This window comes from Nocardiopsis sp. M1B1 (genome assembly GCF_052466615.1).
The window spans coordinates 4,494,927-4,519,025 of the sequence record NZ_CP196194.1; the positions used below are offsets into that span (position 1 = coordinate 4,494,927).

Annotated in this window: 18 protein-coding genes and 1 other RNA gene; 8 read left to right on the forward strand and 11 right to left on the reverse strand. The window is 74.5% G+C overall.

From position 1 onward, the window contains the following. Positions 1 to 10 precede the first annotated feature (10 nt). Positions 11 to 1,966: a PH domain-containing protein gene (locus ACSTA4_RS19500; protein ID WP_444960519.1), complete on the reverse strand. Its 1,956-nt coding sequence runs from the start codon at positions 1,964 to 1,966 to the stop codon at positions 11 to 13. Beyond that, the gene (locus tag ACSTA4_RS19505) at positions 1,966 to 2,538 is read right to left on the reverse strand and encodes a PH domain-containing protein (RefSeq protein WP_394358105.1); all 573 of its coding nucleotides are present in this window, start codon (positions 2,536 to 2,538) and stop codon (positions 1,966 to 1,968) included. The genes ACSTA4_RS19500 and ACSTA4_RS19505 overlap by 1 nt, the downstream gene beginning before the upstream one ends. A 227-nt stretch (positions 2,539 to 2,765) precedes the next feature. On the opposite strand from ACSTA4_RS19505, the gene ACSTA4_RS19510 reads away from it, so the two are divergent. Both ACSTA4_RS19510 and ACSTA4_RS19515 read left to right on the forward strand, forming a co-directional pair. Beyond that, positions 2,766 to 3,740, forward strand: a complete 975-nt coding sequence (locus tag ACSTA4_RS19510) for an ATP-binding cassette domain-containing protein (RefSeq protein WP_248771170.1) — start codon at positions 2,766 to 2,768, stop codon at positions 3,738 to 3,740. After that, positions 3,737 to 4,570, forward strand: coding sequence for an ABC transporter permease (locus tag ACSTA4_RS19515; RefSeq protein WP_416026450.1), 834 nt, complete (start codon positions 3,737 to 3,739; stop codon positions 4,568 to 4,570). The genes ACSTA4_RS19510 and ACSTA4_RS19515 overlap by 4 nt, the downstream gene beginning before the upstream one ends. Before the next feature lie 174 nt (positions 4,571 to 4,744). On the opposite strand, the gene ACSTA4_RS19520 is transcribed toward ACSTA4_RS19515, so the two are convergent. Further along, positions 4,745 to 8,026: an AfsR/SARP family transcriptional regulator gene (locus ACSTA4_RS19520; protein WP_444960520.1), complete on the reverse strand. Its 3,282-nt coding sequence runs from the start codon at positions 8,024 to 8,026 to the stop codon at positions 4,745 to 4,747. A 338-nt stretch (positions 8,027 to 8,364) separates the two neighbouring features. On the opposite strand from ACSTA4_RS19520, the gene ACSTA4_RS19525 reads away from it, so the two are divergent. The 3 genes from ACSTA4_RS19525 to ACSTA4_RS19535 all read left to right on the forward strand — a co-directional run bounded on the left by ACSTA4_RS19525 (position 8,365) and on the right by ACSTA4_RS19535 (position 14,493). Further along, positions 8,365 to 9,021, forward strand: coding sequence for a YbhB/YbcL family Raf kinase inhibitor-like protein (locus ACSTA4_RS19525; protein ID WP_444960521.1), 657 nt, complete (start codon positions 8,365 to 8,367; stop codon positions 9,019 to 9,021). Between the two features lie 353 nt (positions 9,022 to 9,374). After that, a complete protein-coding gene (locus ACSTA4_RS19530; RefSeq protein ID WP_444960522.1) occupies positions 9,375 to 11,786 on the forward strand; it encodes a hypothetical protein in 2,412 nt (803 codons plus the stop codon). A gap of 340 nt (positions 11,787 to 12,126) precedes the next feature. Beyond that, positions 12,127 to 14,493, forward strand: coding sequence for a SulP family inorganic anion transporter (locus ACSTA4_RS19535; RefSeq protein WP_444960523.1), 2,367 nt, complete (start codon positions 12,127 to 12,129; stop codon positions 14,491 to 14,493). Here the strand turns inward: ACSTA4_RS19535 and ACSTA4_RS19540 are convergent. The 6 genes from ACSTA4_RS19540 to ACSTA4_RS19565 all read right to left on the reverse strand — a co-directional run bounded on the left by ACSTA4_RS19540 (position 14,442) and on the right by ACSTA4_RS19565 (position 18,797). After that, positions 14,442 to 14,591, reverse strand: coding sequence for a hypothetical protein (locus ACSTA4_RS19540; RefSeq protein WP_013153920.1), 150 nt, complete (start codon positions 14,589 to 14,591; stop codon positions 14,442 to 14,444). The two genes, ACSTA4_RS19535 and ACSTA4_RS19540, sit on opposite strands and share 52 nt — an antisense overlap. Before the next feature lie 373 nt (positions 14,592 to 14,964). Beyond that, positions 14,965 to 15,350: RNase P RNA component class A (gene rnpB / locus ACSTA4_RS19545), an RNA gene on the reverse strand. 52 nt (positions 15,351 to 15,402) lie between these two features. Beyond that, positions 15,403 to 16,044 (reverse strand): histidine phosphatase family protein, encoded by a 642-nt coding sequence (locus ACSTA4_RS19550; protein WP_444960524.1) that lies wholly within the window; start codon positions 16,042 to 16,044, stop codon positions 15,403 to 15,405. Continuing rightward, on the reverse strand, positions 16,041 to 16,802 hold the full coding sequence (locus ACSTA4_RS19555; RefSeq protein ID WP_444960525.1) for a zinc ribbon domain-containing protein: 762 nt from the start codon (positions 16,800 to 16,802) through the stop codon (positions 16,041 to 16,043). The genes ACSTA4_RS19550 and ACSTA4_RS19555 overlap by 4 nt, the downstream gene beginning before the upstream one ends. Before the next feature lie 98 nt (positions 16,803 to 16,900). Further along, positions 16,901 to 17,764: a Nif3-like dinuclear metal center hexameric protein gene (locus ACSTA4_RS19560; RefSeq protein ID WP_444960526.1), complete on the reverse strand. Its 864-nt coding sequence runs from the start codon at positions 17,762 to 17,764 to the stop codon at positions 16,901 to 16,903. Positions 17,765 to 17,834: 70 nt separating this feature from the next. After that, the gene (locus ACSTA4_RS19565; protein ID WP_444960527.1) at positions 17,835 to 18,797 is read right to left on the reverse strand and encodes a helix-turn-helix transcriptional regulator; all 963 of its coding nucleotides are present in this window, start codon (positions 18,795 to 18,797) and stop codon (positions 17,835 to 17,837) included. A gap of 62 nt (positions 18,798 to 18,859) precedes the next feature. Between ACSTA4_RS19565 and ACSTA4_RS19570 the strand changes: the two genes are divergently transcribed. Both ACSTA4_RS19570 and ACSTA4_RS19575 read left to right on the forward strand, forming a co-directional pair. Next, positions 18,860 to 20,263 carry an FAD-binding oxidoreductase gene (locus ACSTA4_RS19570; RefSeq protein WP_444960528.1) on the forward strand — a complete coding sequence of 468 codons (1,404 nt, stop codon included), beginning with the start codon at positions 18,860 to 18,862 and terminating at the stop codon, positions 20,261 to 20,263. A gap of 187 nt (positions 20,264 to 20,450) precedes the next feature. Further along, on the forward strand, positions 20,451 to 21,314 hold the full coding sequence (locus tag ACSTA4_RS19575) for a deoxyribonuclease IV (protein ID WP_444960529.1): 864 nt from the start codon (positions 20,451 to 20,453) through the stop codon (positions 21,312 to 21,314). A gap of 19 nt (positions 21,315 to 21,333) precedes the next feature. Here the strand turns inward: ACSTA4_RS19575 and ACSTA4_RS19580 are convergent, their stop codons facing one another. Both ACSTA4_RS19580 and ACSTA4_RS19585 read right to left on the reverse strand, forming a co-directional pair. Beyond that, a complete protein-coding gene (locus tag ACSTA4_RS19580; RefSeq protein ID WP_444960530.1) occupies positions 21,334 to 21,993 on the reverse strand; it encodes a helix-turn-helix domain-containing protein in 660 nt (219 codons plus the stop codon). 100 nt (positions 21,994 to 22,093) lie between these two features. After that, the gene (locus tag ACSTA4_RS19585) at positions 22,094 to 23,395 is read right to left on the reverse strand and encodes an MFS transporter (protein ID WP_444960531.1); all 1,302 of its coding nucleotides are present in this window, start codon (positions 23,393 to 23,395) and stop codon (positions 22,094 to 22,096) included. Between the two features lie 230 nt (positions 23,396 to 23,625). On the opposite strand from ACSTA4_RS19585, the gene ACSTA4_RS19590 reads away from it, so the two are divergent. Continuing rightward, a complete protein-coding gene (locus tag ACSTA4_RS19590; protein WP_212643684.1) occupies positions 23,626 to 23,976 on the forward strand; it encodes a hypothetical protein in 351 nt (116 codons plus the stop codon). Positions 23,977 to 24,099: the final 123 nt, after the last annotated feature.

Consider the following 24,099-nt stretch of genomic DNA (forward strand, 5'->3'; position numbering starts at 1 on the left):
GACCCCTCCCTCACGTGTGCTCCGGTCCGCGCGGGTCCGGCCGCGCGGCCCCGCCCTCCGGCTCGGTCCCCTGCGGGCCGACCAGGAAGGGGCGCACCATCTCGGGGGTGACCCGGGCGGCGAAGGCCACCGACTCCTCGAACGAGGCGTCCTGCGCGGTGTAGCCGCCCGCGCCCGCGCCGACCGTGACTTTGAGGTCGGCCAGTGAGGACGGGCGCTGGAAGAGGGTCTGGGTCCAGGACCAGCCGATCACCGCCGAGTGCTCCACCGTCGCCTGGGAGCGGCGCAGCGACCCCGAGCGCACGCTCACCCGCTCCCCGTCGTGGCCGTGGCCCAGGGAGCGGTACCGGTCCACGCCCAGGGGCACGCCCAGCACCGCCAGGGCCGCGGCCGCCCAGGCCAGCCACGCCGCGTCCACGGCCAGTGCGACCGCCAGGAGCAGCACGAACGGCCCCGAGGAGCGGGTCAGACGACGGTACAGGGCGGCGCGCGGATGCCGGTCGAGGCCGCCCCGGTACCGGGCCAGCGCGCGGTCCACGACGTCATCGACCACCGCGCGGGGCCCGATCGGCAGCAGCACCGCGCGGTTGGCGGTGTCGCCCAGTCCGGTGACGATGGCGCGCAGGCGCACCGCCCCGCGCAGGCGTTCGAGGGGGTTGTCCAGGAGCTCGTACCCGCGGATGCGGCGCTTCTCCAGCGTCACGCTGCGCCGGGTGAGCAGCCCCCGCTCGGCGACCAGGGAGCCGTCGCGCTCCCTGAGGGTGAAGCCCCAGTGGGTGAGCGCGTAGGAGATCACGGCGAACACCGGCATCAGCAGCACCAGCGCGCCGGCGAAGAGGGCCGCGGACAGCAGGAGCAGGCTGTGGTCGGACGTGGTCACCCAGTCCACGACGTAGTCGGTGGCCAGCTCCCCGGCGGTCTGCTGGACCATCCCGAACAGGGTGGCCAGGACCGCGAACGGGGTGAGCAGGTACCCCAGGCTCAGCGTCCCGTACAGGTACCACGAGCGGGGCATGGCGAAGTGGGTGACGGTGTCGTCCTCCCCGGGGGTCCCGGGCGCCTCCCCGGGTTCCGGGGCGCCCTCCCGCGTGCCGGGCCCGCCCGGCGCGGCGGGTGAGGCGGCGGCCCCGGCCCCGTGTCCGGTGAGCACCGCCCTGCGGTGCAGCAGCACCCGGCGCAGGCGGTCGGCCTCGCCCGCCGAGACGGCGTCGAGCTTGCCGTCCTCGGTGGCGCCCGCGGAGCCCGCGGCGGCCTCGACGCGGACCACGGCCACGCCCAGCATCCGGTGCAGCAGGGTGCTGGTGACGTCCACGCCGCGCACCCGCTCCAGCGGGATGGTGCGCTGGGAGCGGCGGAGCAGGCCCCGGCGGATCTCCAGCCGGTCCCCGGCGACCTCGTAGCGGGTGGTGCGCCAGGTGACGATCCCGCCGACGAGCAGGGCCACGACGGTCGCTCCCGTGGCGGCGAGCACCCAGGCGTTGAACCCGCCGAGCACCAGCCCGGCGGCGATCGGTACCAGGAGGCCCCTGAGCTGGTTGATGGGGCCCACGACCACGCTGCGGGGGCTGAGGCGGCGGGCGCGCTCGGCGCCGAAGGCCTCCGCGTCCCCGCCGTCCTGCCCGCCCCACCAGTCGCGGGGACCGTCCGAAGGCTCCGGGCCCGGTTCCCGGAGTGCCTCGGCGCCGGGGCCCGGAAGCGGGTGGGCACCGGGGTCCTGGAACGCGTGCGCGCCGGAGTCGGGGGGCATGTGAACGCCGGGGCTCCAGGGCGCTCCGGACCCGGGGGCCCTCGGCGCGTGGACGTCAGGGCTCCGGGGCGGCCGGGAGTCGGCGGCCGGGCCGTGGTCGGCGGTCTCCCCCGCGCCCCGGCCCGAGGGCGCGGGACCGCTTCCGGGGGCGACCCAGCCGCCCCGGTCGTCGGGGTCGGCCGGGTCCGGCGGGTCGTGGTGTCCGGCGTGTCCGTCCATCAGGTCGCGTCGTCCCGCAGCGTACCGGCGCGCACGGCCAGTTCCTCGCTCAGCAGGCGCGCCTCCTCGGCGTCCAGCCCCTCGATCGTGGACGACCCGGCGTAGGAGGCGGTCTGCACCTCCAGCGTCGCCACGCCGAACAGGCGCTCCAACCACCCCTGCGTGTGGTCGACCGTCTGCAGGCGGTTGACCGGGACCAGCTGCCAGGAGCGGCTGACCCAGCCCGCCCGCGTGTAGATGACGTCCCCCGCCACCTCCCAGCGGTGCACCCGGTACCTCCACGAGGGGACGACGGCGATCTCGACCAGGGCGTAGAGCGCGTAGACCCCCGGCAGCAGCCAGGCGTTGTCCCGCGCCCACGGCGGGATCCACGTCCAGCCCAGCGACGAGACCGCCCAGGCGACCGCCGACAGCAGGAGCAGGAGGAACACGCTGGCGAACAGCAGGCGCAGGGTCCACACACCGATCGCCCGGCCGCTCACGCGGCGCAGCGGCGGGCGCAGCCGCACGGGCGCCTCGGGTCCGGGCGTTCGCGGCGGCTCCTGGGGGCCGGGGGTTGCGGGGGTGTCCATCACGCGCACGAGTCTAGGGCCTCACACCGCGCCCGCCCCTTCCGCCGCGGGCCGCGGACGCGACGGCGGCGACGGCCTCCGCGCGGGCCGCCGGCGGAAGGAACCCGCCGCCTGACACGCGCTGACACCGGCGCCCGTTTCCTGAGGGTTTCCCCGTCGTGCGCTGTCAGCGTTCTGTCAGACCGGTTGGTCAGACTTGACAGCAGACGTTGACATCTGGAGGAGCGATGACTGACGCCATCCGCGCGGAGGGCCTGGTCAAGCAGTTCAAGGGCAAACGGGCCCTGGACGGCGTGGACCTGAGGGCCAGGACGGGGGCCGTGCTGGGCGTCCTGGGACCCAACGGCTCCGGGAAGACCACGACGGTGCGCATCCTGGCGACCCTGCTGCGCCCCGACGAGGGGCACGCCGAGGTGGGCGGCTTCGACGTGGCGCGCCAGCCCCACGAGGTGCGCCGCCTGATCGGGCTGACCGGCCAGTACGCGGCGGTCGACGCCGACCTGACCGGAACCCAGAACCTCGTGCTCATCGCCCGGCTGCTGGGCTTCGACCGGGCCGGGGCGCGGGCGCGCTCGGCGGAGCTGATGGAGCGCTTCGAGCTCTCCGACGCCGCCGACCGCCCCGCCAAGACCTACTCGGGCGGCATGCGCCGACGGCTGGACCTGGCCGCGAGCCTGGTCGGCCGCCCGTCGCTGCTGTACCTGGACGAGCCGACCACCGGCCTGGACCCGCACAGCCGCAACGGGCTGTGGGACGTGGTGCGCGGGCTCGTCGACGACGGTGTGACCGTCCTGCTCACCACCCAGTACCTGGAGGAGGCCGACCAGCTGGCCGACGACCTCATGGTGCTCGACCACGGCCGGGTGATCAGCGAGGGCACGCCCGAGGAGCTCAAGAGCCGGGCGGGCAACCAGGTGCTGGAGGTGCGCACCGTCGAGACCGGGCAGCTGTCCCTGGCCACCAGGATCATCGAGGCGGTCACCAGCACCCCGGTGTCCTCCGACGGGCTGCTGGCCAGCGTCCCGGTCACCGACTCGGCGGTCCTGCCCGAGGTGGTGCGCCGCCTGGACGAGCAGGGCGTGGCCGTAGCCGAGCTGTCACTGCGCAAGCCCAGCCTGGACGAGGTCTTCCTCGCCCTGACCGGGCACGCCGCCGAGGAGGAGGCCCCCCGGGGGGCCGTTGACGAAGGGACCAGAGCATGAGCGCCGTGACGACCCGGACGCCGTCGGCGCGGCCGGAGGACGCGCCGACCACCCCGAAGCGGATCAGTCCGCTGATCACCGTGCGCAACGGCCTGCAGCTGGCCTGGCGCAGCGTGCTGAAGATCAAGGCCAACCCCGAAGAGGTCTTCGGGCTGATGTTGCAGCCGGTCATGTTCGTGACCCTGTTCGTCTTCGTCTTCGGACAGGCGATGATGGGCGACTGGCAGACCTACCGCGACTTCCTGATGCCCGGCATCATCGCCCAGTCGGTCATCTTCGCCACGCTGGGCACCGGCTTCTCCCTGAGCGAGGACGTGGAGAAGGGCATCTTCGACCGGTTCCGGTCGCTGCCCATCGCCCGCTCGGCCCCGCTGACGGGCGCCATCCTCGGCGACCTGGTCCGGTACTCGATCACCGTGGTGATGGTGCTGGTGGTGGGCCTGGCCATCGGCTTCCGCCCCGAGGGCGGCGTGGTGGGCGTGGTCGTGGCGGCCGCCCTGGTGCTGCTGTTCGCGTTCGCCCTGTGCTGGATGTCGGCCTTCATCGGCATGATCGTGCGCACCCCCATGGCGGTGCAGGCGTTCGGGATGATCCTGATGTTCCCGCTGACCTTCAGCAGCTCGGCGTTCGTCAGCCCCGACGACATGCCCAGCTGGTTGCGGGTGGTGGCCGCCAACAACCCGGTCACCCACGTCGTGGACGCCATGCGCGCCCTGATGCTGGGTTCGGGCGATGCCACCGGCCCGGTGCTGTGGACCGTGGTGTGGGCCGCGATCATCACCGCGGTCTTCTTCCCGCTGGCCGTGTGGGCCTACCGGCGCCGCACCTGACCCGCTACCGACGAGGACCCCTCGCGCGGCCGCCCCGGGCGCTCCGGGGCGGCCGCGTGCCGTTCGGCGGCGCCCCTCCCTGCGGGGAACGGCTTCCGGGCCGCCCGCCCGCGCCCCGCTGGAGCGCGAACGCCCCGCCGGGAGCGGAACGCCGCGGGCACGGCGGGCGAGGGGTCAGGGGCGCTCCGCGCCGCCGGGCGCGTCCCCGGCCAGCCAGGCGTCCACGAGCCCGTGGATCCGGTCGGCGCCCATGTCCCGGACCCCGGCGAGGACGAGGCCGTACTCCCGCTCGCCCAACTCCCGGCGCGCGCTCTCGCGGGCCCGCACCACCAGGGGCGTGGCGGTGTCGGGCATGCCGCGCAGCACCTCGGCGCAGGCCAGCAGCCAGGCGCCGCGCCGCGGGTCGTCTCCGACGGCCAGCACGGCGAAGGTGTCCAGGACCTCCGCGCACACCGGGCCCAGGCCGTGGTCGGCCAGCCGCCACGCGAGCCGGGCCTGCTCCCAGGCCTGCCCGGTGTCACCGGCCCTCCAGGCGACGGTGGTGTACAGGGTCCGCCAGCCCGCCTCCACGTAGACGGGCGAGAACCCGCCCAGGCCCTTGAGGTCCTCGCCCGCCCGGTCCAGGACCGCGCGGGCCGCGTCCGGCTCCCCCGCGTCCCGCAGCCACTGGCCCTCGGCCAGGCGCAACAGGACCATCTGTTCCCTCTCCACGGGCCGCTCGGAGCCGAGGAGCTCCCACAGGTCCTCGCGCGCGGCCTCCAGGTCCCCGAGGTCGGTGAGGACCTGGGCCCTGCGGACACGGAACATCCAGTCCAGTGCCTCCAGCCCCGCCTCCTCGGCCCTGCGCACACCGAGGGTGAGCAGGTCGAGGCAGCGGTCGAGGTCCTCGAACCGGTACAGGTCCACGACCTGGACGAGCGCCTGGCACTCGCCCCAGGTGTCGCCGCACGCCCGGAACCGCTCCAGGGCGGCGTTCGCGCGTTCCATGGACCGCCCGGTGCGCCCGTTGACCGAGTCGAACAGGGACAGCAGCACCCCCACGAGGGCCCGCATCCACGGGTCGGCCTGGTCGGCCGCGACGGCGAGGCGTTCGTGGGCGGCGCCGGTCGTGCCCTCCAGCAGCGCCCTGTAGACCAGGCCGTAGACGAGCATGTGGTGCTCCTCCGGCCGCTGACCGGCCCGCTCCAGGACGGCCTCGACCTCGCGTATGCGCTCCAGCACCGACTCGTGGTCGGTGGTCGTGTCGGCCCGCTGGAACAGGCAGCTGGCGTAGGCGACGGCGCGCCCCTCGGGCACCCGGTCGCCGACCATGTCCAGGACGTCCACGGCCCAGTGGTGGAGCTGGCGCCAGGAGCCGCACAGGGTCCAGTACCACTGGGTGCACTCGACCAGGTCCAGGGCCAGCCCGGCGTCGCGCCGCTCGACGGCCCAGCGCACGGCGGCGCCGCAGTTGTCGGCCTCGGCGGCCAGCCGGGCGAGCAGCTCCCCCTGGCGCGGACCGCGCAGCAGCGGGTCGGCCCAGCGCCACAGGTCGCGGACGTGGCGGGCGTGCGCGTCGCGCACGCGCTCCTCCTCCCCGCTGCGCGCCAGGCGTTCGGCGGCGTAGGCGCGCACGGTCTCCAGTTGTCGGTAACGGGGCGGGGTGTCGTCACGGTCGGGGTTGTCGGCGATCACCAGGGACTTGTCGACCAGGGCGAACAGGACGGTCCACGCGTCGTGGCCGCCGATCTCCCCCTCGGTGCCGGGGTCGGCGCAGACCCGTTCGACGGCCTCCAGGGTGGCTCCCCCGGCGAAGATCGACAGGCGGCGCAGCAGGCGGCGCTCGGGTTCGTCGAGCAGCTCCCAGCTCCAGTCGACGACGGCGCGCAGGGTGCGGTGGCGCGGCAGAGCCGACCGGGCTCCCCCGGTGAGGAGCCGGAAGCGGTCGCGGAGCCGGTCGGCGAGCTGGGCGGTGCTCATGGAGCGCAGGCGCGCGGCGGCCAGCTCCAAGGCCAGCGGCAGGCCGTCCAGCTCGCGGACGACGCGGACGACGTGGGCGACGTTGTCGGGGGTGACGCGAAAGCCGGGGCGCGCGGCGGCGGCGCGTTCGGCGAACAGGACGACCGAGGAGCAGGCGGCGGCCCGGTCGGCGGAGGCTCCCTCGGGCGGCATGTCCAGGGAGGGGACGGTCAGGAGCTGTTCGCCGGGCACGCCCAGGGGTTCGCGGGAGGTGGCCAGGATTCGCAGGCCGGGGCAGCGGGCCAGCAGCGTCGCCACGGCGGGGGCGACCTCCTCGACGATGTGCTCGCAGTTGTCCAGGACGAGGAGGACGGGGCGGTCGCCGACGAAGGAGACCACCCGTTCCAGGAGCGGGACGAGTGCGGCGGGCGCGGTGGGGGCCGCGGAGCGCGCCTGGAGCACGGCGTGCTCGCGCAGTTCCAGCGCGGAGGCCAGGGCCTGGGGGACGTCCGCGCCCGTCCTGGAGGCGAGTTCGACGAACCAGCCGCCGCGGGAGATCAGGGAGGGCGCCCGCGCCGCCAGCGCGGAGGCGCTCTCGATCGCCAGGCGGGTCTTGCCCGCGCCGCCGGGGCCCAGCAGGGTGACCAGGCGCTCGCGGGTGAGCAGGTCGACGGCGGTGTCCACCTCGGTGTCGCGCGGCACGAAGCTGGTCAGGGCGGCGGGCAGGCGCAGGGGCGCGGCCGGGGTCGGAAGCGGGGAGGGCTCGGCGGAGGGGGGCGCGTCGAGTTCGCCGCGCAGCAGCCTCAGGTGCAGGTCGCGCAGTTGGGGCGAGGGGTCGAGGCCCAGCCCGTCGGCCAGGTGGGAGCGGAAGCGCTCGTAGGCGGCCAGGGCGTCGGCGGTGCGGCCGGTGGCGGCCAGCGCGCGCACGAGGAGCGCGAGGGGGCCCTCGCGGTGCGGTTCGCGTCGGCACAGGGCCTCCGCCTCGGGCAGGACCTCGGCGTGCAGTCCCAGGTCGGCCAGGGCGCTCAGCCGGTCCTCCAGGGCCGCGCGGCGGGTCTCGGCCAGGCGCAGCGCCGTGTCCTCGGCCAGGCCTTGGGCGGTCAGGTCGGAAAGGGCCGGTCCGCGCCACAGGGCGAGGGCCTCGCCCAGGTCGCGGGCGGCGTCGGCGGCCCTGCCTGCGGCGAGCCCGGCCCGCCCCCGTCTGACCAGGGACTCGAACTCGGTCAGGTCCACCTGTCCGGGTTCGACCGCCAACCGGTACCCCGAGGCGTCCCCGTCGATGCGCGCGCCCTCGCCCAGCGCGCGGCGCAGGCGGGAGACCAGGGCCTGGAGGGCGTTGCCCGCCGACGCGGGCGGGCTGCCCGCCCAGACCGCGTCGGTGAGCTCGTCGTTGGCGATCCGCTGGCCGGGCCGGAGCAGGAGGAGGGTGAGCAGCGTGCGCAGGCGCGCGCCGCCGATGGCGACGGGCCGCCCGGTCGCGTCGTGGACCGCCAGGGGCCCGAGGATGGAGAACCGCACCGACCCATGATCACCGATCGTACGGACGAACGCTCTCCGTGAGGGGCCGCCCCCCGTCCCGTTCCCGCCGGACCGCGACCGGCGGGGCACGGCCGGCGGGGCCCGACCGCGACCGCGGGGCCCGGACGCGGGCCACGGCGTCCCGCGCGGGAGCGCACGGGCGCGGACGGGAGACCGAACGCCCGCCCGACCGCAGTAGGGTTCGCTGGGGAACGTGTCGTCGGCGCCCGCCCGCGGAGCCGCCCGTTCCCCCGCCGGTCCGGCGCCGGGTCTCCTCCGAGCGCCGCACCCGCGTCACCGAGATGTTCGCCTCCACGGCCCGAAAAGCAGGAGTCCCATTGTTCCCGGCCCTCCCCTTCCCCCGGACCACCGGTGCGCCGCGTGCGGCCCGCCCGTCCCCCGGTACGCGCGCCGGCGCGGTGGCGGCCGGGGCCGTCGTGGCACTGACCACGGGCTGCGGGATCCTCTCGCCCGCGCAGAACGGCGACATGCCCGACGACATCAACGTCACGAGCCCGCTGATGCAGGAGGGCGAGCCGCTTCCCGCGGCCTACTCCTGCGAGGGCGAGGCCGAGACCACCGCGGAGGGCGAGGGCGACACGGGCGGCTCCGAGGACCCCGAGGAGGCACAGCAGGCGTACTCGCCGCCGCTGAGCTGGTCGGGGCTTCCCGACGAGGCCGGGTCGATCGCCCTGGTGATGGACGACCCGCAGGTGGCGCAGGTGTTCTGGGTGGTCTACGACCTGGACCCCGAACTGGTCGAGCTGCGCCAGAACACCGTTCCGGCCGACGCCAAGCAGGGCCAGAACAGCATCGGCGAGTCCGCCTACGACCCGCCCTGCCCCGAGCCCGACGAGGCCTACGAGTACCGGTTCACCGTGTACGCCCTCCGGGGTCCGCTGGACCTGCCCGAGGGCGCGACGCTGAGCGCCTCGCTGGAGGCGATCGCGGACCAGGCCGTCGCACGCGGTTCGCTGGTCACGCGCAGCGAGTGACATAGTTCACCGCGGGCGCTGCCTCCGGAACGGCCCCGGACGACCCGACGGATCCGGGGTCACGGTGATTCCTGGAGGAAGCTCCCGTAGCCCTCTGCACACGGAGCACGACAACGCATACAGTGGGTCTGTGCCCCCCGCCCCATTTCAGATGACCGATACTCGTCCATTCGCCGCGCGGCGCCCTGACCCTAAACCGCACCGGACCGCCTGCGTCCCCCCGCGAGCGCAGGCCGAACCCACCGGATCACCGCGGTCCCCGGAGGTCACCGCCTCCCCTCGACCGGCCTCCTCTCGGCCGGTCACCGGTGCGACCCGGGCGCGGCCGACCTCCCCAAGGTAGTGCGTACACCATGACCGTCACCGTCATCATCATCATCGCCGTCATCGTCGTGCTCGCCGTGCTCGTGCTCCTGCTGCTGGGCATGCGCGCGCTGAGCTCCGGCTCCCGCGAGGACGACTACGACGACGAGTACGAGCACGAGGACGCCGAGGGCGACGACCGCGACGAGGAGCGGCCGCGCGGTCGCGGGCGCGGTCGGGAGCGGGCCCGCGGCGGGGACCGCGGACGCGGCGGGGGCCGGGCTCGCGACCTCGACGAGGACGAGGACGACGAGGAGCCGGAGCCGCGCGGACGCGGCCGCAGGTCCCGTCCGGGCGGCGGCGCCAAGGCGGAGCGGCGGCCCCGGGGCAGGCGCAAGCTCGACGCGGACTGGGACGACGATGACGACTCCCTGTCCGACAACGACTTCTGGTCGAGCCTGGGCGAGGACGGCCCGGCGCAGCGGCCCTCCGGTGCGCGGGACGGGCGCGGGGACCGGGACGCCGCCGTCACCGTGACCGCCCATGAGTACGAGGACGACGACTACGACGACGGGTACGGGGACTACGAGGACGAGGAGGCGTCCGGGCCCCCCGGAGCCACCACGGTCATGCCCGCCACGGGAGGCCGCGGGAGCGGCGACCCCTCCGCCGACCTGGCCGTGCTGGCCAGCCTGGGCCAGGGCAGCGGACCCCGGCCGGCGGAGGACGACGCGGAGGAGCCGTCGCGGGGCCGGGGCCGCAGGCGGCGCGGGGCCGAACCGGGCGGCGAGGACGAGCGCGCCCTGCCGCCGGGGGCTCCGCCGCGTTCCGCGCTTCCCCCCGCGCGGGAGGCCACGCCCCCGCAGGGCGTCCCCCAGCCCTCCCAGCCGGCCGCACCGGCCGCCTCGGCCCCGGACGACCCCCTGGGGACCGGTTCGTGGTCGCCCCGTTCCTCCTACTCGCCCTCCTCCACCGATCCGCTGGGCTCCACCACCGGCGCGCACGATCCGCTGGGGGCTTCGTCCGGCACGCGCGACCCGCTGGGGTCCTCCCCGGGGCGCGACCCCCTCGGCGGGTCCGGTTCCGTTCCGTCGGCGGGGGACCCGTTCCAGGGCCGCTCCTCCTACGACAGCGGATCGATGAGCCGCTCGGACTACCCGGGGACCGCCGGTGCGCGGAGCGCGCCCCCCGCCGATCCGCTCGACCCGGCGTTCCAGCCCCCGGCCCCGGACACCGGCACGAGTTCGCCGATATGGTCCAGCATGGACACCGGCGCGCACCAGCGCTCCGAGCTCGGCTTCGGCGGCGGACAGGGCGGCTCGGGCACGGGTCAGACCCCTCCGGGCGGTGCGGGCGATCCCGCCGACCCCCTGAGCGGCGGTTACCGGCCGCGGCCGGAGACGTCCCACACCGCCGGCACGCACCAGCGCCCGGCCTACGACACGGGGTCCCACCAGCGTTCGGCCTACGACACCGGCGCCCACCAGAGGTCCTCCTACGACACCGGAGCGCACCAGCGCTCGTCCTACGACACGGGCGCCCACAGCCACTCCGACTACGGCGTGCCCGGCACCGGACGACCCGAGTACGACACCGGCAACCACACCCGCCCCTCCTACGACACCGACTCCTTCAACCGCAACGACTACGACACCGGAACCCACCACCGCTCCCCCTACGACAGCGGGACGCACCAGAGGTCCTCCTACGACACCGGGGCACACCAGCGCTCGTCCTACGACACGGGCGCCCACAGCCACTCCGACTACGGCGTGCCCGGCACCGGACGACCCGAGTACGACACCGGCAACCACACCCGCCCCTCCTACGACACCGACTCCTTCAACCGCAACGACTACGACACCGGAACCCACCACCGCTCCCCCTACGACACCGGCGCCCACAGCCGCCCGGTCCAGCCGGACCCCAACCCCCCGCTGTGGGGTCCACAGGAGGACGGCGGCGCCTTCGGTGCCCCGGGCGTCCACGGCGGTCCCGGCGCGGCGGGTTTCCCGGGAGGGGCCGCGGGCCCCGGAGCCCCGGAGACCCCGGCGCCGTTCGACCCGGGGACGGTCGGCCAGCCCGCCTACCCGTCCGCGTTCCCCGGTGAGGCTCCCGGGTACCCGCAGGGCGGTTATCCGACGGGCGGCTACCCGGTGGACCAGGTGCGCGGGGACGCCCCGGCGGGCTACGGCGAACAGGCCCCGTTCGGCTACCCGGCCGCGGACACCGGCGGCTACCCCGGCGCCCCGGGCGGCTACCCGTCCGGCGGCCAGCCCCAGCAGCCGCAGCAGCCCGGTTACGGCGGCTTCCCGCCCGCTCCGGACTGGCAGTCCGGTGAGGAGGAGCGGCACCCCGGCGGGCCGCAGGCGCCGGGGCCGTACCCGGCCGACCCGAACGACCCGCACGGCCACGGTCGCAACCGTTACGAGGGCGGGTACGAGGACGGCCGCTTCATCTGATCTTCCGGACGTCCGCAACACGCGGTAACGACCCTTTTCCGGCCCCCTGGTCGCACGAGAGGTACATCACTTCACACCCCGAGGCGGTGGGCGAACCCACCACCTCGGGGTTTTCTCTGTCCGGATTTATCCCCAGGACATGTGAAGACAGGAAAATGGTTACCAAGCGAACAACAGACCGTAACACTCCGTGGCGGATACTGGCTACAGTTGGTAGCGCGAAGGACACCCTCAGGAACGTCCTCTCGTCCCGCGTCTCCACGCACGCCCCCCGATCCGAACACCGCAGTCCCCGTGCGCCCACGCATCACTTGCCTGGTCCAACCCGAACGGAGTAACCATGCGCAACGACGCCCAGGGAGTCACGCCCGAGAGGCCGCCCACGGCCCCACCCGGGCAACGTTCCGACCGCCGCAGGGGGATCGCCGCCGACGTCGGCGCCTCACTGGTGGTCTTCCTGGTCGCCGTCCCCCTGTCCCTGGGGATCGCCGTCGCCTCCGGCGCCCCCCTCATCGCCGGGATCATCGCCGCCGTGGTCGGCGGGATCGTCGCCGGACTCGTCGGCGGGTCCGTGGTCCAGGTCAGCGGCCCCGCCGCCGGTCTGACCATCATCGTCGCCGACCTGGTCATGACCTACGGCTGGCGGGTGACCTGCCTGATCACCCTGCTGGCCGGGCTGGTCCAGCTCGCCCTCGGCGCCTTCCGCATCGCCCGGGCCGCCCTGGCCGTCTCCCCCGCCGTGGTGCACGGCATGCTCGCCGGGGTCGGCGTCACCATCGCCCTGGCCCAGCTGCACGTGGTCCTGGGCGGGGAGCCGCAGAGCTCGGCGGTGGCCAACATCGCCGACCTGCCCCACCAGATCGCCAACAACCACACCCCGGCCGTCGCGGTCGGCGTCATCACCATCGCGATCATGTTCACCTGGAACAAGCTGCCCTCCCTCGGGCGGCTGCGGCCCGCCGTGGTGCCCGCCGCGCTGGTCGCCGTGGGCACCGCGACCCTCATCTCCACCACGAGCGGCTGGCAGGTGCAGACCGTCGTCCTGCCCGGCTCCTTCGCCGACGCCTGGAACGGTCCGATGCTGCCCGAGGCCGGGCAGTGGGACGGCATCGCCCTGAGCGTGGCCGCCGTGGCCATGGTCGCCAGCGTCGAGTCCCTGCTCGCCGCGATCGCCGTGGACCGCATGCACAGCGGCCGCCGGGTGATGCTCAACCGCGAGCTGTGCGGCCAGGGCGCGGCCAACACCGTCAGCGGCGCCCTGGGCGGGCTGCCGGTGGCCGGTGTGATCGTGCGCAGCACCACCAACGTGCGCGCCGGGGCGCGCAGCCCGCTCTCGACCATCCTGCACGGCGTGTGGATCCTGCTGTTCGTCGCCCTGTTCGCGCACGTGGTCGAGCTGATCCCGATGCCCGCGCTCGCGGCGCTGCTGGTGTTCATCGGCGTGCAGATGGTCTCGATCGCCCACCTGCGGGATCTGCGCCGCCACCACGAGGCCAGCGTCTACCTGGTGACCCTGTTCGGCGTGGTGTTCCTGGGGCTGCTGGAGGGCGTGTTCATCGGCTTCGGGCTGGCCATGATCGTCTCCCTGCGCAGGCTCACCAAGCTGACCGTGACCACCGAGGAACGCGACGGCCGGGTGCACATCACCGTGCACGGCTCGCTCACCTTCCTGGGCGTGCCCCGGCTCGCGCACGTGCTGCGCACCGTCCCCGCGGGCTCACGGGTCGACCTGGACCTGCACGTGGACTTCATGGACCACGCCGCCTTCGAGTCCATCCACGCCTGGCGGGTGGACCACGAGCGCACCGGCGGCAGCGTCGACATCGACGAGGTGCACGAGAAGTGGTACACGCACAGCTCCAACCAGTCCGCGCCCGCCGCCAAGACCGCGCCCGGCGGCCTGGCCCGCTGGTGGGCGCCCTGGGACATGCGCGGTGACGGCGAGCGCGAGGTGAACGCGCTGGGCCTGCTGTCGGCCGGCGCCCGCGAGTACCACTCCAGCACAGCCGGCCGGATGCGGTCGGTGATGAGCCGCCTCTCGCACGGCCAGAACCCGACCGCGCTGTTCATCACCTGCGCCGACTCACGCGTGGTGCCCAACCTCATCACCGCCAGCGGGCCCGGCGACCTGTTCACCGTCCGCAACATCGGCAACCTGGTCCCGCCGCGTGAGGCCACCGACGACCAGTCGGTGGGCGCGGCGATCGAGTACGCGGTGAACGTGCTGCGGGTGCCCTCGATCGTGGTGTGCGGCCATTCGCACTGCGGCGCGATGCAGGCGCTGATGGACAAGGCGCACCTCGAACCCGGTGAGGTCCAGACCTCGCACCTGCGCGGCTGGCTGTCCAACGGCTCGGAGAGCCTGGCGCGGGCGGGCGGGGAGTCCGGCGCCCTGACGGGCCTGCCCGTCGCGGAGGCGCTGCGCCGCCTGTCCCAGGCCAACGTGGAGGAGCAGATCGGCAACCTCATGAGCTACCCGGTGGTCCACGAACGGGTGGAGGCGGGCGAGCTGACCCTGACGGGGATGTACTACGACCTGGAGACGGCGAGGGTGCACCTCCTGGACGCCGGGACGGGGGAGTTCGTCCCCGTGCAGGACGTCCAGGACGTGAACGACCCCGTGCCCCACCCGAGGACGGATGCGGACCACGGGGATCAGCTGGTGGAGGAGTCCTCGTCGGGCGCGTCGTCGCGTCCGTCCTGCTGAACGCCTGAGGCCTGGTAGGAGGCGAGCAGGACGATCACCACGATGGCCACGACCGGCAGACCGAAGAGAGCCACCCAGAAGGCGGTGGAGTCGAACAAGAGTCACCCATTCCCGTGAACGCGGATGCCCGCTGGGTCCGACCCCGGACGTCGGCCCACGGGCGTACGCGCTCCGGAGCTCGCCCGGGGTAGGGAGCGCAGGGGCCAATCTATCGGTGCCCACGGGCACGGGGCCATCACCGGCGGGCTGTAGGACTGTACCCGTGCCCCAGGAGTGGCCCCTGGGCTCCGGGCCGCCCCACCGCCCCGCGGGGGCGCGGCCTCCGGCACCGCGCCCGGGGGCCGCGCCGCCGGAACACCACGGGCGGGGCCGCACCGTTCCGCTCCTGCGGTCCGGGTGATCCCTCAGAGCAAACGAAGAGCAGACACGGCCGTCTCCCCCGCGCCGCGCGCCTGGTCAGAAGGGTGTGTGAGGGGGAGTCGGCCGGTAAGCCGGATTCTGTCGGTTCCGAGGAACCGGGCGGCCATCCATCTGGGACCGCCGTTGCCGACGGCCTCGGTGCGGTCTACCCGCGGACTCGGGCGGGCCGCCCTCGAACATCCGCGCGGGAACCCGAAGGCTCCCTTTTTGACCTTGCTCCGGGTGGGGTTTACCGAGCCGACCGGATCACTCCGGCCGCTGGTGGTCTCTTACACCACCGTTTCACCCTTACCACCGCGAGCGGTGGCGGTCTGCTTTCTGTGGCACTGTCCCGCGGGTCACCCCGGGTCGGTGTTGCCGACCACCCTGCCCTGTGGAGTCCGGACTTTCCTCGAACACGCGCACCAGGCGCGGTCCGCGACCGCCTGGCCGACTCCCCTCGCCGCCCATTCTACGCCCGCCGCGGCGGCCCCGCTCCCCCTCGGGACCTCACTCCAGGTGGGCGGTGTCGTTGAGGGAGCGCACCACCATGGGCCCGTCGGCGAACACGTCCACCTCGGTCAGGCACGCGGTGTCCAGGTGCATCCTGTACAGCGCCTCCAGGGGTGCGAGCAGGGCCTGCTGCACCAGCGCCTTGATGGGGGTCACGTGGGTGACCACCAGGACGGTGCGCCCCCGGTGCCGCCCGACCAGGGCCCGGCGGGCGGCGGCCACCCTGCGCGAGGCCGCGGCGAAGCTCTCCCCGCCGGGCGGCGACGTCTCCGGGTCGGCCAGCCAACCGTCCACCGCGGCCGGGGCCTGCGCCCGCGCCTCGGCGAACGTCATCCCCTCCCAGTCGCCGAAGTCGGTCTCGACGAACCCCTCGTCGATCTCCACCGCCAGCCCGAGCGCCTCGGCCGCGTACGCCGCGGTGTCCCTGGTGCGGCGCAGCGGGGAGGACACCACCGCGTCGAAGGGACGCGGGGCCAGGCGGCGCGCGGCCGCCCTGGCCTGCGCGTGCCCGTCCTCGGTCAGCGGGATGTCGCCCCGGCCCGCGAAACGGCGCTCCACCGACAGCGGCGTCTGCCCGTGCCGCAGCAGGACGAGCCGGGTCGGTGCGGTGTCGGGCGGCGCCCCCCAGCCTGTGCTCACTGCTCGGTCCGGCCGCCCAGACCCGACTCCTCGGTGCGGACCAGGATGCGGCGGCAGTCCTCGCAGCGCACGACCTCGTCGGCGGCCTGGGCGCGGATCTCGTTGAGCTCGACGGTGCTCAGCGCGAGCTTGCAGCCCCCGCAGCGGCCGTAGCGCAGCGGCGCCGCGCCCACACCGCCGTACTGGGCGCGCATCTTGTCGTAGAGGGCGAGCAGGTCGGCGGGGATCTCCTCGGCCACGCGCTCGCGGTCCTGGGTGGCCCGGGTGCGGTCCCACTGGATCTCGGCGGCGGCGGTGTCGCGGCGGGCCACGACCTCGGTGTGCTCGGCCACGACGCGCTCGCGCTCGGCGGTCAGGCGGGCCACCGCGGCGTTGAGCTCCTCGGCGCGCTCCATCACCTCCAGGACGATCTCCTCCAGCTCGGCCTGGCGGCGGCCCAGCGAGGTGATCTCCGACTGGAGGTTCTGGAGTTCCTTGGCGTTGGTGATCTGCCCCGACTCCAGGCGCTTGGCGTCCCGGTCGGCGCGCGTGCGCACCTGGTCGACGTCGCTCTCGGCCTTGCGCTGCTGGCGTTCGACGTCGGAGACCCCGGTCTGCGCGGTGATCAGCTCGCTGTCGATCTGGTCCACCCGCTCCTTGAGCCGGGCCGCCTCGGCGACCTCGGGCAGGGTGCGCGCCCGGTGGTCCAGGCGCTGGAGGTCGGTGTCCAGGTCCTGGAGGGTGAGGAGTCTGGCCTGTGCGGCGGGTTCGGCTTTCACGTGTGACGTCTCCTGTGATGGCTGGGGAGGGCGAGTACGCCGCCCGCGCTCTACTCTGTGCAGTTTGGTCGGCGGACCCGCGGGGCCCGTGGTCTCTCTCAGACGTGTGAGACGGCCTGTGACCAGGCGTCCGTGACCGTCGTCGAGACGCGGACCTCCACGTTAGCCCCATCCGGGCCGCCCGCGCGCCCCAGTGCGTCGACCAGGTGGCGCGCACCGTCGGCCAGCCAGGGCCACTCGCTGGCGAAGTGGGCGGTGTCGACCAGGGCGGGACCGCCCGGGTTCTCCACGAACTCCGAGGCGGGGTGGTGGCGCAGGTCGGAGGTGACGAACACGTCCACGTCGGCGGCCCGGGCCGCGCCGAGCAGGGAGTCCCCCGCTCCCCCGGACACCGCGACGGTGCTCACGAGGCGGTCCGGGTCCCCCGCGACGCGAACCCCGGCGGCGGTGGCGGGCAGTCCGCGGGCCACCTGCTCGGCGAACTCGCGCAGGAGCACCGGCCGGTCCAGGGCGCCGATCCGTCCGATGCCGCGGCGCCCCTCGGGGTCGGTGGTGTCGGGGTCCAGGGGCCGCAGCGGTCCGGTGACGCCGACCGCGCGGGCCAGCGCGTCGGACACGCCGGGCGAGGCGGTGTCGGCGTTGGTGTGCGCGGTGTACAGGGCGGTCCCCGACCGGATGAGCCGGTGCACGATCCGCCCCTTGGGGGTGTCGGCGGCCACGCTGGTGACACCGCGCAGCATCAGCGGGTGGTGGGTGATGATCAGGTCCGCGCCCCAGGTCAGGGCCTCGTCGACGACCGCGTCGACCGGGTCGACGGCGAACAGCACCCGCGCGACCCGTTGCGCGGGGTCGCCCGCCACCAGCCCGACCGCGTCCCAGGAGGCGGCCCACGCGGGCGGGTAGACCCGCTCGAAGGCGGCGGTCACGTCGGACAGGGTCAGGTGCGCGGAATCGGTGTTCACGGCCCCGACCCTAGCGCTCCCGCGGCCGGTCGCGGGCCACGACCGGTCGCGGCCCACCGGCGGTCGCGGTTCACGGGAGGGACAGGCGCGCGCCGACGTCCCGCAGGCGCTCGGCGACCCCGGGCGGGGCGTCCAGCGTGAAGGGGACGCCCAGGGCCAGGGCCGCCGCCGTGTACTGGCACACCAGGTCGAGGGAGTCGGCGCTGATCCGGATCCGGCAGCGGTGGGCGTCCAGCGGCTCGACCCGGCCGGGCAGGGGGCCGTGGAAGCGGCTGAGGAAGGCCTCGGCGGACAGCTCCAGGGTCAGGTGCGCGGTGTGGCTGTAGACGCCCGCGGCGAACAGGCGGGTGAGGAAGGCCGCCGGGTCGGGCGCGGGCAGCGGTCTCGGCTCGAACCGCCGGTGCGTGGGGCGCGGGCCGCTGACCCGGTCCACCCGGAAGGTGCGCCAGTCGTCGCGGTCGGTGTCGTGCGCGATCAGGTACCAGTGCCCGCCGTGGGAGACCAGGTGGTGCGGCTCGACCCGGCGCCCGCGGACGTTGCCCTCCCGGTCCCGGTAGTCGAAGTCGGTGACGGCGAGGTCGCTGCAGGAGGAGGCCAGCACCCCCAGGACGGAGGGGTCCACACCGGGGACGTCGGGGTGGGGCACCGCGCTGGTGGCGCCGCCCACGGCGGCCAGCCGGGGGCGCAGGCGGGCGGGCAGGACGCGTTCGAGCTTGGCCAGGGCGCGCAGCGCGCTGTCCTGGAACCCGGTGGCGGTGGCCAGACCCAGGGCGATCGCCACGGCCTCGTCGTCGTCCAGCAGCAGCGGGGGCAGGTCCCGCCCGGAGGCCAGGCGGTAGCCGCCCGCCACCCCGGGTGTGCCCTCCACCTGGTAGTCGAGCCCGCGGAGCCGTTCGACGTCGCGGCGCAGGGTGCGGGCGCTGACGCCGAGCCGCTCGGTGAGCTCCGCGCCGCTCCACTCGCGCCGGACCTGGAGCAGGGACAGCAACCGCAGCAGCCGCTGCGGCATCTCCCGGCGTACGGATTCGCCCATGAACGCAGACTGCCAGAGATCGCGGCCACGTTGTGACCGCATGGGTTCCTACGGTGGCCGGCATGAACGAGAACACGGGCACCAAGAGCACGACGAGCGACACGGACACGACGCGGGACCTGGCCCGGCGGGTGAGCGGACCGGTGCACGCTCCCGGGACCGACGCCTACGACGGGGCCCGCACGGGAACGCAACTGCTGGACCGGCACCGGCCCGACGCCGTGGTGGAGCCGGTCGACGCCCGGGACGTGCGCGCCGCCGTCACCTGGGCCTCGCAGCGGGGCCTGCGGGTGACGGCCCAGCTGACCGGGCACGGGCTCGGCGCGGGCATGGCGGGCGGCGTCCTGCTCGCCACCCACCGCATGGACGGGGTTCGGGTGGACCCCGACCGCGGCACGGCGTGGGTGGAGGCCGGGGCCACCTGGCAGACGGTGCTCGACGCGGCCGCCGAGCACGGGTTGGCGCCCCTGTCGGGCAGTTCCCCCGCCGTGGGCGCGGTCTCCTACACGCTCGGCGGCGGCGTGGGGCTGCTGGCCCGCCGGTACGGGTTCGCCGCCGACCACGTGCGGCGCGTGGACCTGGTCACCGCCGACGGCCGCCTGCGGCAGGTCACCGAGGAGGGCGAACCGGACCTGTTCTGGGCGGTGCGCGGCGGCGGCGCGGGCGCGTTCGGCGTGGTCACCGGCATGGAGATCGACCTGTTCCCGGTCCCGCGGATCTACGGCGGGAGCCTGCTGCTGGACGCCGGAGCCGAACCGGGGGCGCTGGAGGCCTGGCGGCGGTGGGCCGAGTCGGCGCCCGAGGAGATGACCTCGGGGGCCTCCGTGATGGTCTACCCGGACATGGAGGGCGTGCCCGAACCGATGCGCGGCCGCCAGGTGGCCCAGGTGTCGGTGGCCTGGGCGGGTTCCCCGGAGGAGGGGGAGAAGGTGGTGGAGCCGCTGCGCTCGGCCGCCCCGGTATTGGCGGACACCCTGCGCGAGATGCCCTACGGCGAGTCGGGCGCGGTCTTCGACGAGCACCAGGACCGGGCGGGGTTCCGCGGCCGCAGCGTGCTGGTGGACCGGCTGGACGCGGAGGCGCTGGCCGAACTGACCCGGATGACGGGCGGGGCGCCGTTCTTCTGCGTGGTCTGGCTGCGCCACCTGGGCGGGGCGCTGGCCCGGAAGCCGCGGGTCGCCAACGCCGTCGGGCACCGGAACGCCGCCTACGCGCTGACGGTGCTGACCTTCGCCGAGACCGGGGACACCGAGGGGATGCGCGACCTGCGCGAGCGGGCCGCGGCGCTGTTCGGGCCGCACGCGGTGGGCCGCTCGTTCACGCTGGGATTCGGGCCGATGGAGGAGGACGAGGTCCGCGAGGTCTTCGACGAGGACGACCGCGCGCGACTCACCCGGGTCAAGGCCGAGTACGACCCGCGCTCGGTGTTCCACTCCAACCGGCCGATCCCGCCCGGGGGCTGGTGACCGGGGCGCGACCCGCACCGAGCCCGCCGTCGGGAGCGGTGAACGCTCCCGACGGCACCGGCCGCGCACGCGGACCCGCGAAGCGCGGACGGACGGCTCCGGGACGCCCAGCCGTCCCGGGCGGGCGGACCGGTGTGAGCACCGGCACGGACCGACGGCTCCGACCGGCCTCTAGGCTGGTTGGGCTATGGAGAAGAGCGAGCAGCAGCGGCCCCCGTCCCCGGTCGGCGCACACGTCCCGGTCGCGGGCGGCATGGCCGACAAGGGCCTGGCCTACGCCGAGGAGATCGGCGCGGAGGCGGTCCAGGTCTTCGTGTCCAACCCGCGCGGGTGGGCGACCAACGGGGGCGACCCCGCGCAGGACGCGCGGATGCGCGAGCGCGTCGACCTGCCCGTGTTCGTGCACGCCCCCTACCTGATCAACCTGGGCACCCCCAACGAGGAGACCGCCGAGAAGTCGGTGCGCTCCCTGGAGCACGCGCTGCGCCGCTCGGCCCAGATCGACGCGCTGGGGGTGGTCGTGCACACCGGTTCGGCCGTCTCCGGCGGGCGCGAGGCGGGCCTGTCGCGCACCCGCGAACGGCTGATGCCGCTGCTGGAGAGGCTGGGCGAGGACGTCCCGCCGGTGCTGCTGGAGCCGATGGCCGGTCAGGGCCAGGTGCTGTGCGCGACCATCGACGACCTGGCCGCCTACCTGGAGGTGCTGGAGTGGCACCCGCGCGTGGGCGTGTGCCTGGACACCGCGCACATGTTCGCCGCCGGGCACGACATCTCCACGGTGGAGGGCATGCGCGCGGCCCTGGACCGCTTCGGCGAGGCGGTCGGCGCCGACCGGCTGAGGGTCGTGCACTGCAACGACTCCAAGGCCGCGTGCGGCAGCTGCAAGGACCGGCACGAGAACATCGGCGCCGGGCACATCGGCGCGGAGCCGTTCGGCGAGCTGTTCCGCCACCCGGTGAGCGCCGGTGTGCCGCTGATCCTGGAGACGCCGGGCCCGGCCGGTCCGCACGCCGCCGACGTGGCGACGCTCAAGAAGCTGCGCGGGGCCTGAGGGACAGTCGTCGGGGCGGTCAGTCCCGCTCGGCGGCGCCCCCGTCCGACCTGCCCTCGGCCTCGGGCAGGACCGGGAAGAGGGCGGTGTCCACCTGGACGACGTCGGTGTCGGGATGGCTCTCGGGGGTCCGCCCCTGGAAACGCCTCCCCCACGAGCTGAGGAAGTCGTTGAGCGCGTCGGCGAACTCGGCCGCCTCCCTCGGGGTCATCCGGGCGTGGCTCGTGGAGTCGTTGGCGGCGTCCTTCCACCGGCGCACCGCGGGCAGGTCGGGACTGTCGGAGACCAGTGCGGTCCAGTCCGCGAACCGCCTCCGCCTCTGCTGGTAGAGGCGGTCCAGGACGGCCTGGGCGACGACCCGGGTCTCGGGGTTGCTCAGGAACTCGTGCCCGGACATGCTCCAGCCGCCGGGCCTCATCCGCCACCAGCGCTCACGTCCGCCCGTGCGTCCCGGTTCGTTGTCGATGAACCCGTAGCGCGAGAGTTGGCGCAGGTGGTAGCTGGTGGCGCCGCTGCTCTCCCCCAGGCGCTGACCCAGGATGGTGGCGGTGGCCGGGCCGTTGAGCCTGAGCTCGTCCAGCAGGCGGGCGCGCAGGGGGTGGGCCAGGCCCCGCAGGGCCCGGGCGCTGACCCGCATCTGCTGGTGGGAGTCGGCGGGGACGTCGGCGTCGTCGGTCATGGCCCTCACGGTACTGGGGGAACCGTTCCGCAAACAGTCCGCTGCAAAGCCTTCTTGGCGCTGCTGACACACGTGTCCGCCCTCCTCAGGTGCGGCGGGGTCAGCGCTCGTCGGCGGCGGGCGCTACGGCCTCGTCGCACAGCCGCGCGCACTCGGCGACGGACCCGCGGAAGACCAGTGGTGTGACGACCATGACCAGCCCGCCGACCAGGAAGGGCAAAGCGAGGTCGATCCGGCCCAGCAGACCGCCCAGCAGCGCGCCGACCGGGGACAGTCCCCACCCGACCATGCGAAAGGCCGCGGCCGCCCGGCCGCGTACGTGGGAGGGGACCACGGCCTGGAAGAACAGGGAACCGGACACGTTGGTCACCGTCATGCACAGACCCAGCACGCCCCAGGAGAGGGCGGCGGACCAGGCGTTGGGCACCAGGCCCACCGCCAACAGGCACACCCCCATCCCCAGGTAGCCGCCCATCATGACCGTCCTGCGGCCGAGGCCCGCGACGAGCCGGGCGGCGAGCACCGCCCCCAGGACGCCTCCGACCGCGATCGACGCCAGGAAGAGCCCGTACAGGGCCGCGGGAACGCCCAGCACGTCCTGGGCGTAGAGGACCAGCACCGAGGTGGCCATCTGGCTGCCGATCATCATTCCGGCGTTGTTGAACGCCAGGCCCCGCGTCGGCGACTGGCCGAAGACGTAGGCGAAACCCTCCCGCAGGGAGCGCAGTACGCCCCGGCCGGACTCCGCGCCCTCGCCGCTCTCCGCGGTGTCGGTGGACCCGGCCGGGAGGGGAACGCGCCGCAGCATGAGGGCGACGGTCACCACGAGCACGGCGCACAGGGCGTAGGACAGGGCCGTCCCGGCCACGGGCAGGGCGGCGGCGACCGCGAAGAGCACACCGGCGACGGGGGTGGCCACACAGTCCTGGGCGACCAGGCGGCCGCCCTCCAACCTGCTGTTGGCGCGGTCCAGCAGGCGGCCGGGCACGATCCGCGACACGGTGATCCGGGTGACGGGATCGGTGACCGTCTCGCAGCAGATCACCACGAAGATCGTGGCGTACAGGGTCCACAGGGTGGCGCCGCCGGTGGCGATCAGCACGGCCAGGACGGTGACGGCGATCGCGGCGACCGTGTTGGAGACCGTCATGGCGCGGAGTCGGTCGACCCGGTCCAGCAGCACGCCCGCGAACGGCGCGACGAGTAGCCAGGGCAGGAAGCGCGCCACCACCAGCCCGGAGACGGCGAGCGGGTCGTGGGTGAGGGTGGCGGCGATCAGCGGCAGGGCGGTGGCGAGCATGCCGTCGCCGAGGTTGGTGAGGGTTCCGGCCGCCCAGAAGCGGTGGAAGAGCCCGCCGAGGCGTTCGGTGCGCGGCGGCGCGGCGGAGGGTTCGGTGGCCATGGGGGTTCTCCTGTGTTCGGGGGTGCCACCACCGTAGGACAAAGGTTCCTTTGCAAAGAGTTACGTGCAGAGTTTTCTTTGCATTACTTTCGGGCGTGCCGCCGTCACCCGTTGACAGGAGCGCCGGAAAGGAACCTCCCCGCCACCGGGAGCCCTTTATGGGCGACAATGGAGGACCTACGCCCCGGGCTCCGGGGCGGGTCCCGGCTCAAGGAATGAGGTGTCGCCGGATGGACCCGGTCTCCATGGTCTTCGGAGCCACGATCGCCCTCGGCGGGTTCCTGTTCGGCCGCCTGCTGACCAAACGCCAGACGCGGGCGGCGCTCGACCAGCAGCGCAGGCAGGAGCAGGCCCGGGTCCTGGGCACACCGCAGAACCCCCAGCCCCTCTGCGGCTGCGGCCACCACCTGGTCTTCCACGACCAGCAGAACAAGAGGTGCCAGACCCAGGTGGTCATCCCCGGCCGCTGGACCGGGCAGGCCAGCTCCACCTACCGCCAGTGCATGTGCCAGGGCTACCGGGGTCCGCTCCCCCTCGACGAGTACTACGCCCCCGACTACCTCAACGAGACCGACGGCTGACCGGGCGCGGGAGCGTCCCGTGCCCGTCGGCGGGGGTCGCGGCGCGGTTGTCCACAGGCGGTGACGGGGGCTGGCGCGGACCGGCCCCTTCCGCTTTCCTGGAAGCGGGGAGCCCAGGCGCCG

Excerpts from the sequence above, each read along its gene's own strand:
- ACSTA4_RS19515 (WP_416026450.1), top strand. The coding sequence starts at position 3,737 with ATGAGCGCCGTGACGACCCGGACGCCGTCGGCGCGGCCGGAGGACGCG.
- ACSTA4_RS19500 (WP_444960519.1), bottom strand. The coding sequence starts at position 1,966 with ATGGACGGACACGCCGGACACCACGACCCGCCGGACCCGGCCGACCCC.
- ACSTA4_RS19530 (WP_444960522.1), top strand. The coding sequence starts at position 9,375 with ATGACCGTCACCGTCATCATCATCATCGCCGTCATCGTCGTGCTCGCC.
- ACSTA4_RS19575 (WP_444960529.1), top strand. The coding sequence starts at position 20,451 with ATGGAGAAGAGCGAGCAGCAGCGGCCCCCGTCCCCGGTCGGCGCACAC.
- ACSTA4_RS19585 (WP_444960531.1), bottom strand. The coding sequence starts at position 23,395 with ATGGCCACCGAACCCTCCGCCGCGCCGCCGCGCACCGAACGCCTCGGC.
- ACSTA4_RS19590 (WP_212643684.1), top strand. The coding sequence starts at position 23,626 with ATGGACCCGGTCTCCATGGTCTTCGGAGCCACGATCGCCCTCGGCGGG.
- ACSTA4_RS19535 (WP_444960523.1), top strand. The coding sequence starts at position 12,127 with ATGCGCAACGACGCCCAGGGAGTCACGCCCGAGAGGCCGCCCACGGCC.
- ACSTA4_RS19570 (WP_444960528.1), top strand. The coding sequence starts at position 18,860 with ATGAACGAGAACACGGGCACCAAGAGCACGACGAGCGACACGGACACG.
- ACSTA4_RS19580 (WP_444960530.1), bottom strand. The coding sequence starts at position 21,993 with ATGACCGACGACGCCGACGTCCCCGCCGACTCCCACCAGCAGATGCGG.
- ACSTA4_RS19510 (WP_248771170.1), top strand. The coding sequence starts at position 2,766 with ATGACTGACGCCATCCGCGCGGAGGGCCTGGTCAAGCAGTTCAAGGGC.
- ACSTA4_RS19505 (WP_394358105.1), bottom strand. The coding sequence starts at position 2,538 with ATGGACACCCCCGCAACCCCCGGCCCCCAGGAGCCGCCGCGAACGCCC.
- ACSTA4_RS19565 (WP_444960527.1), bottom strand. The coding sequence starts at position 18,797 with ATGGGCGAATCCGTACGCCGGGAGATGCCGCAGCGGCTGCTGCGGTTG.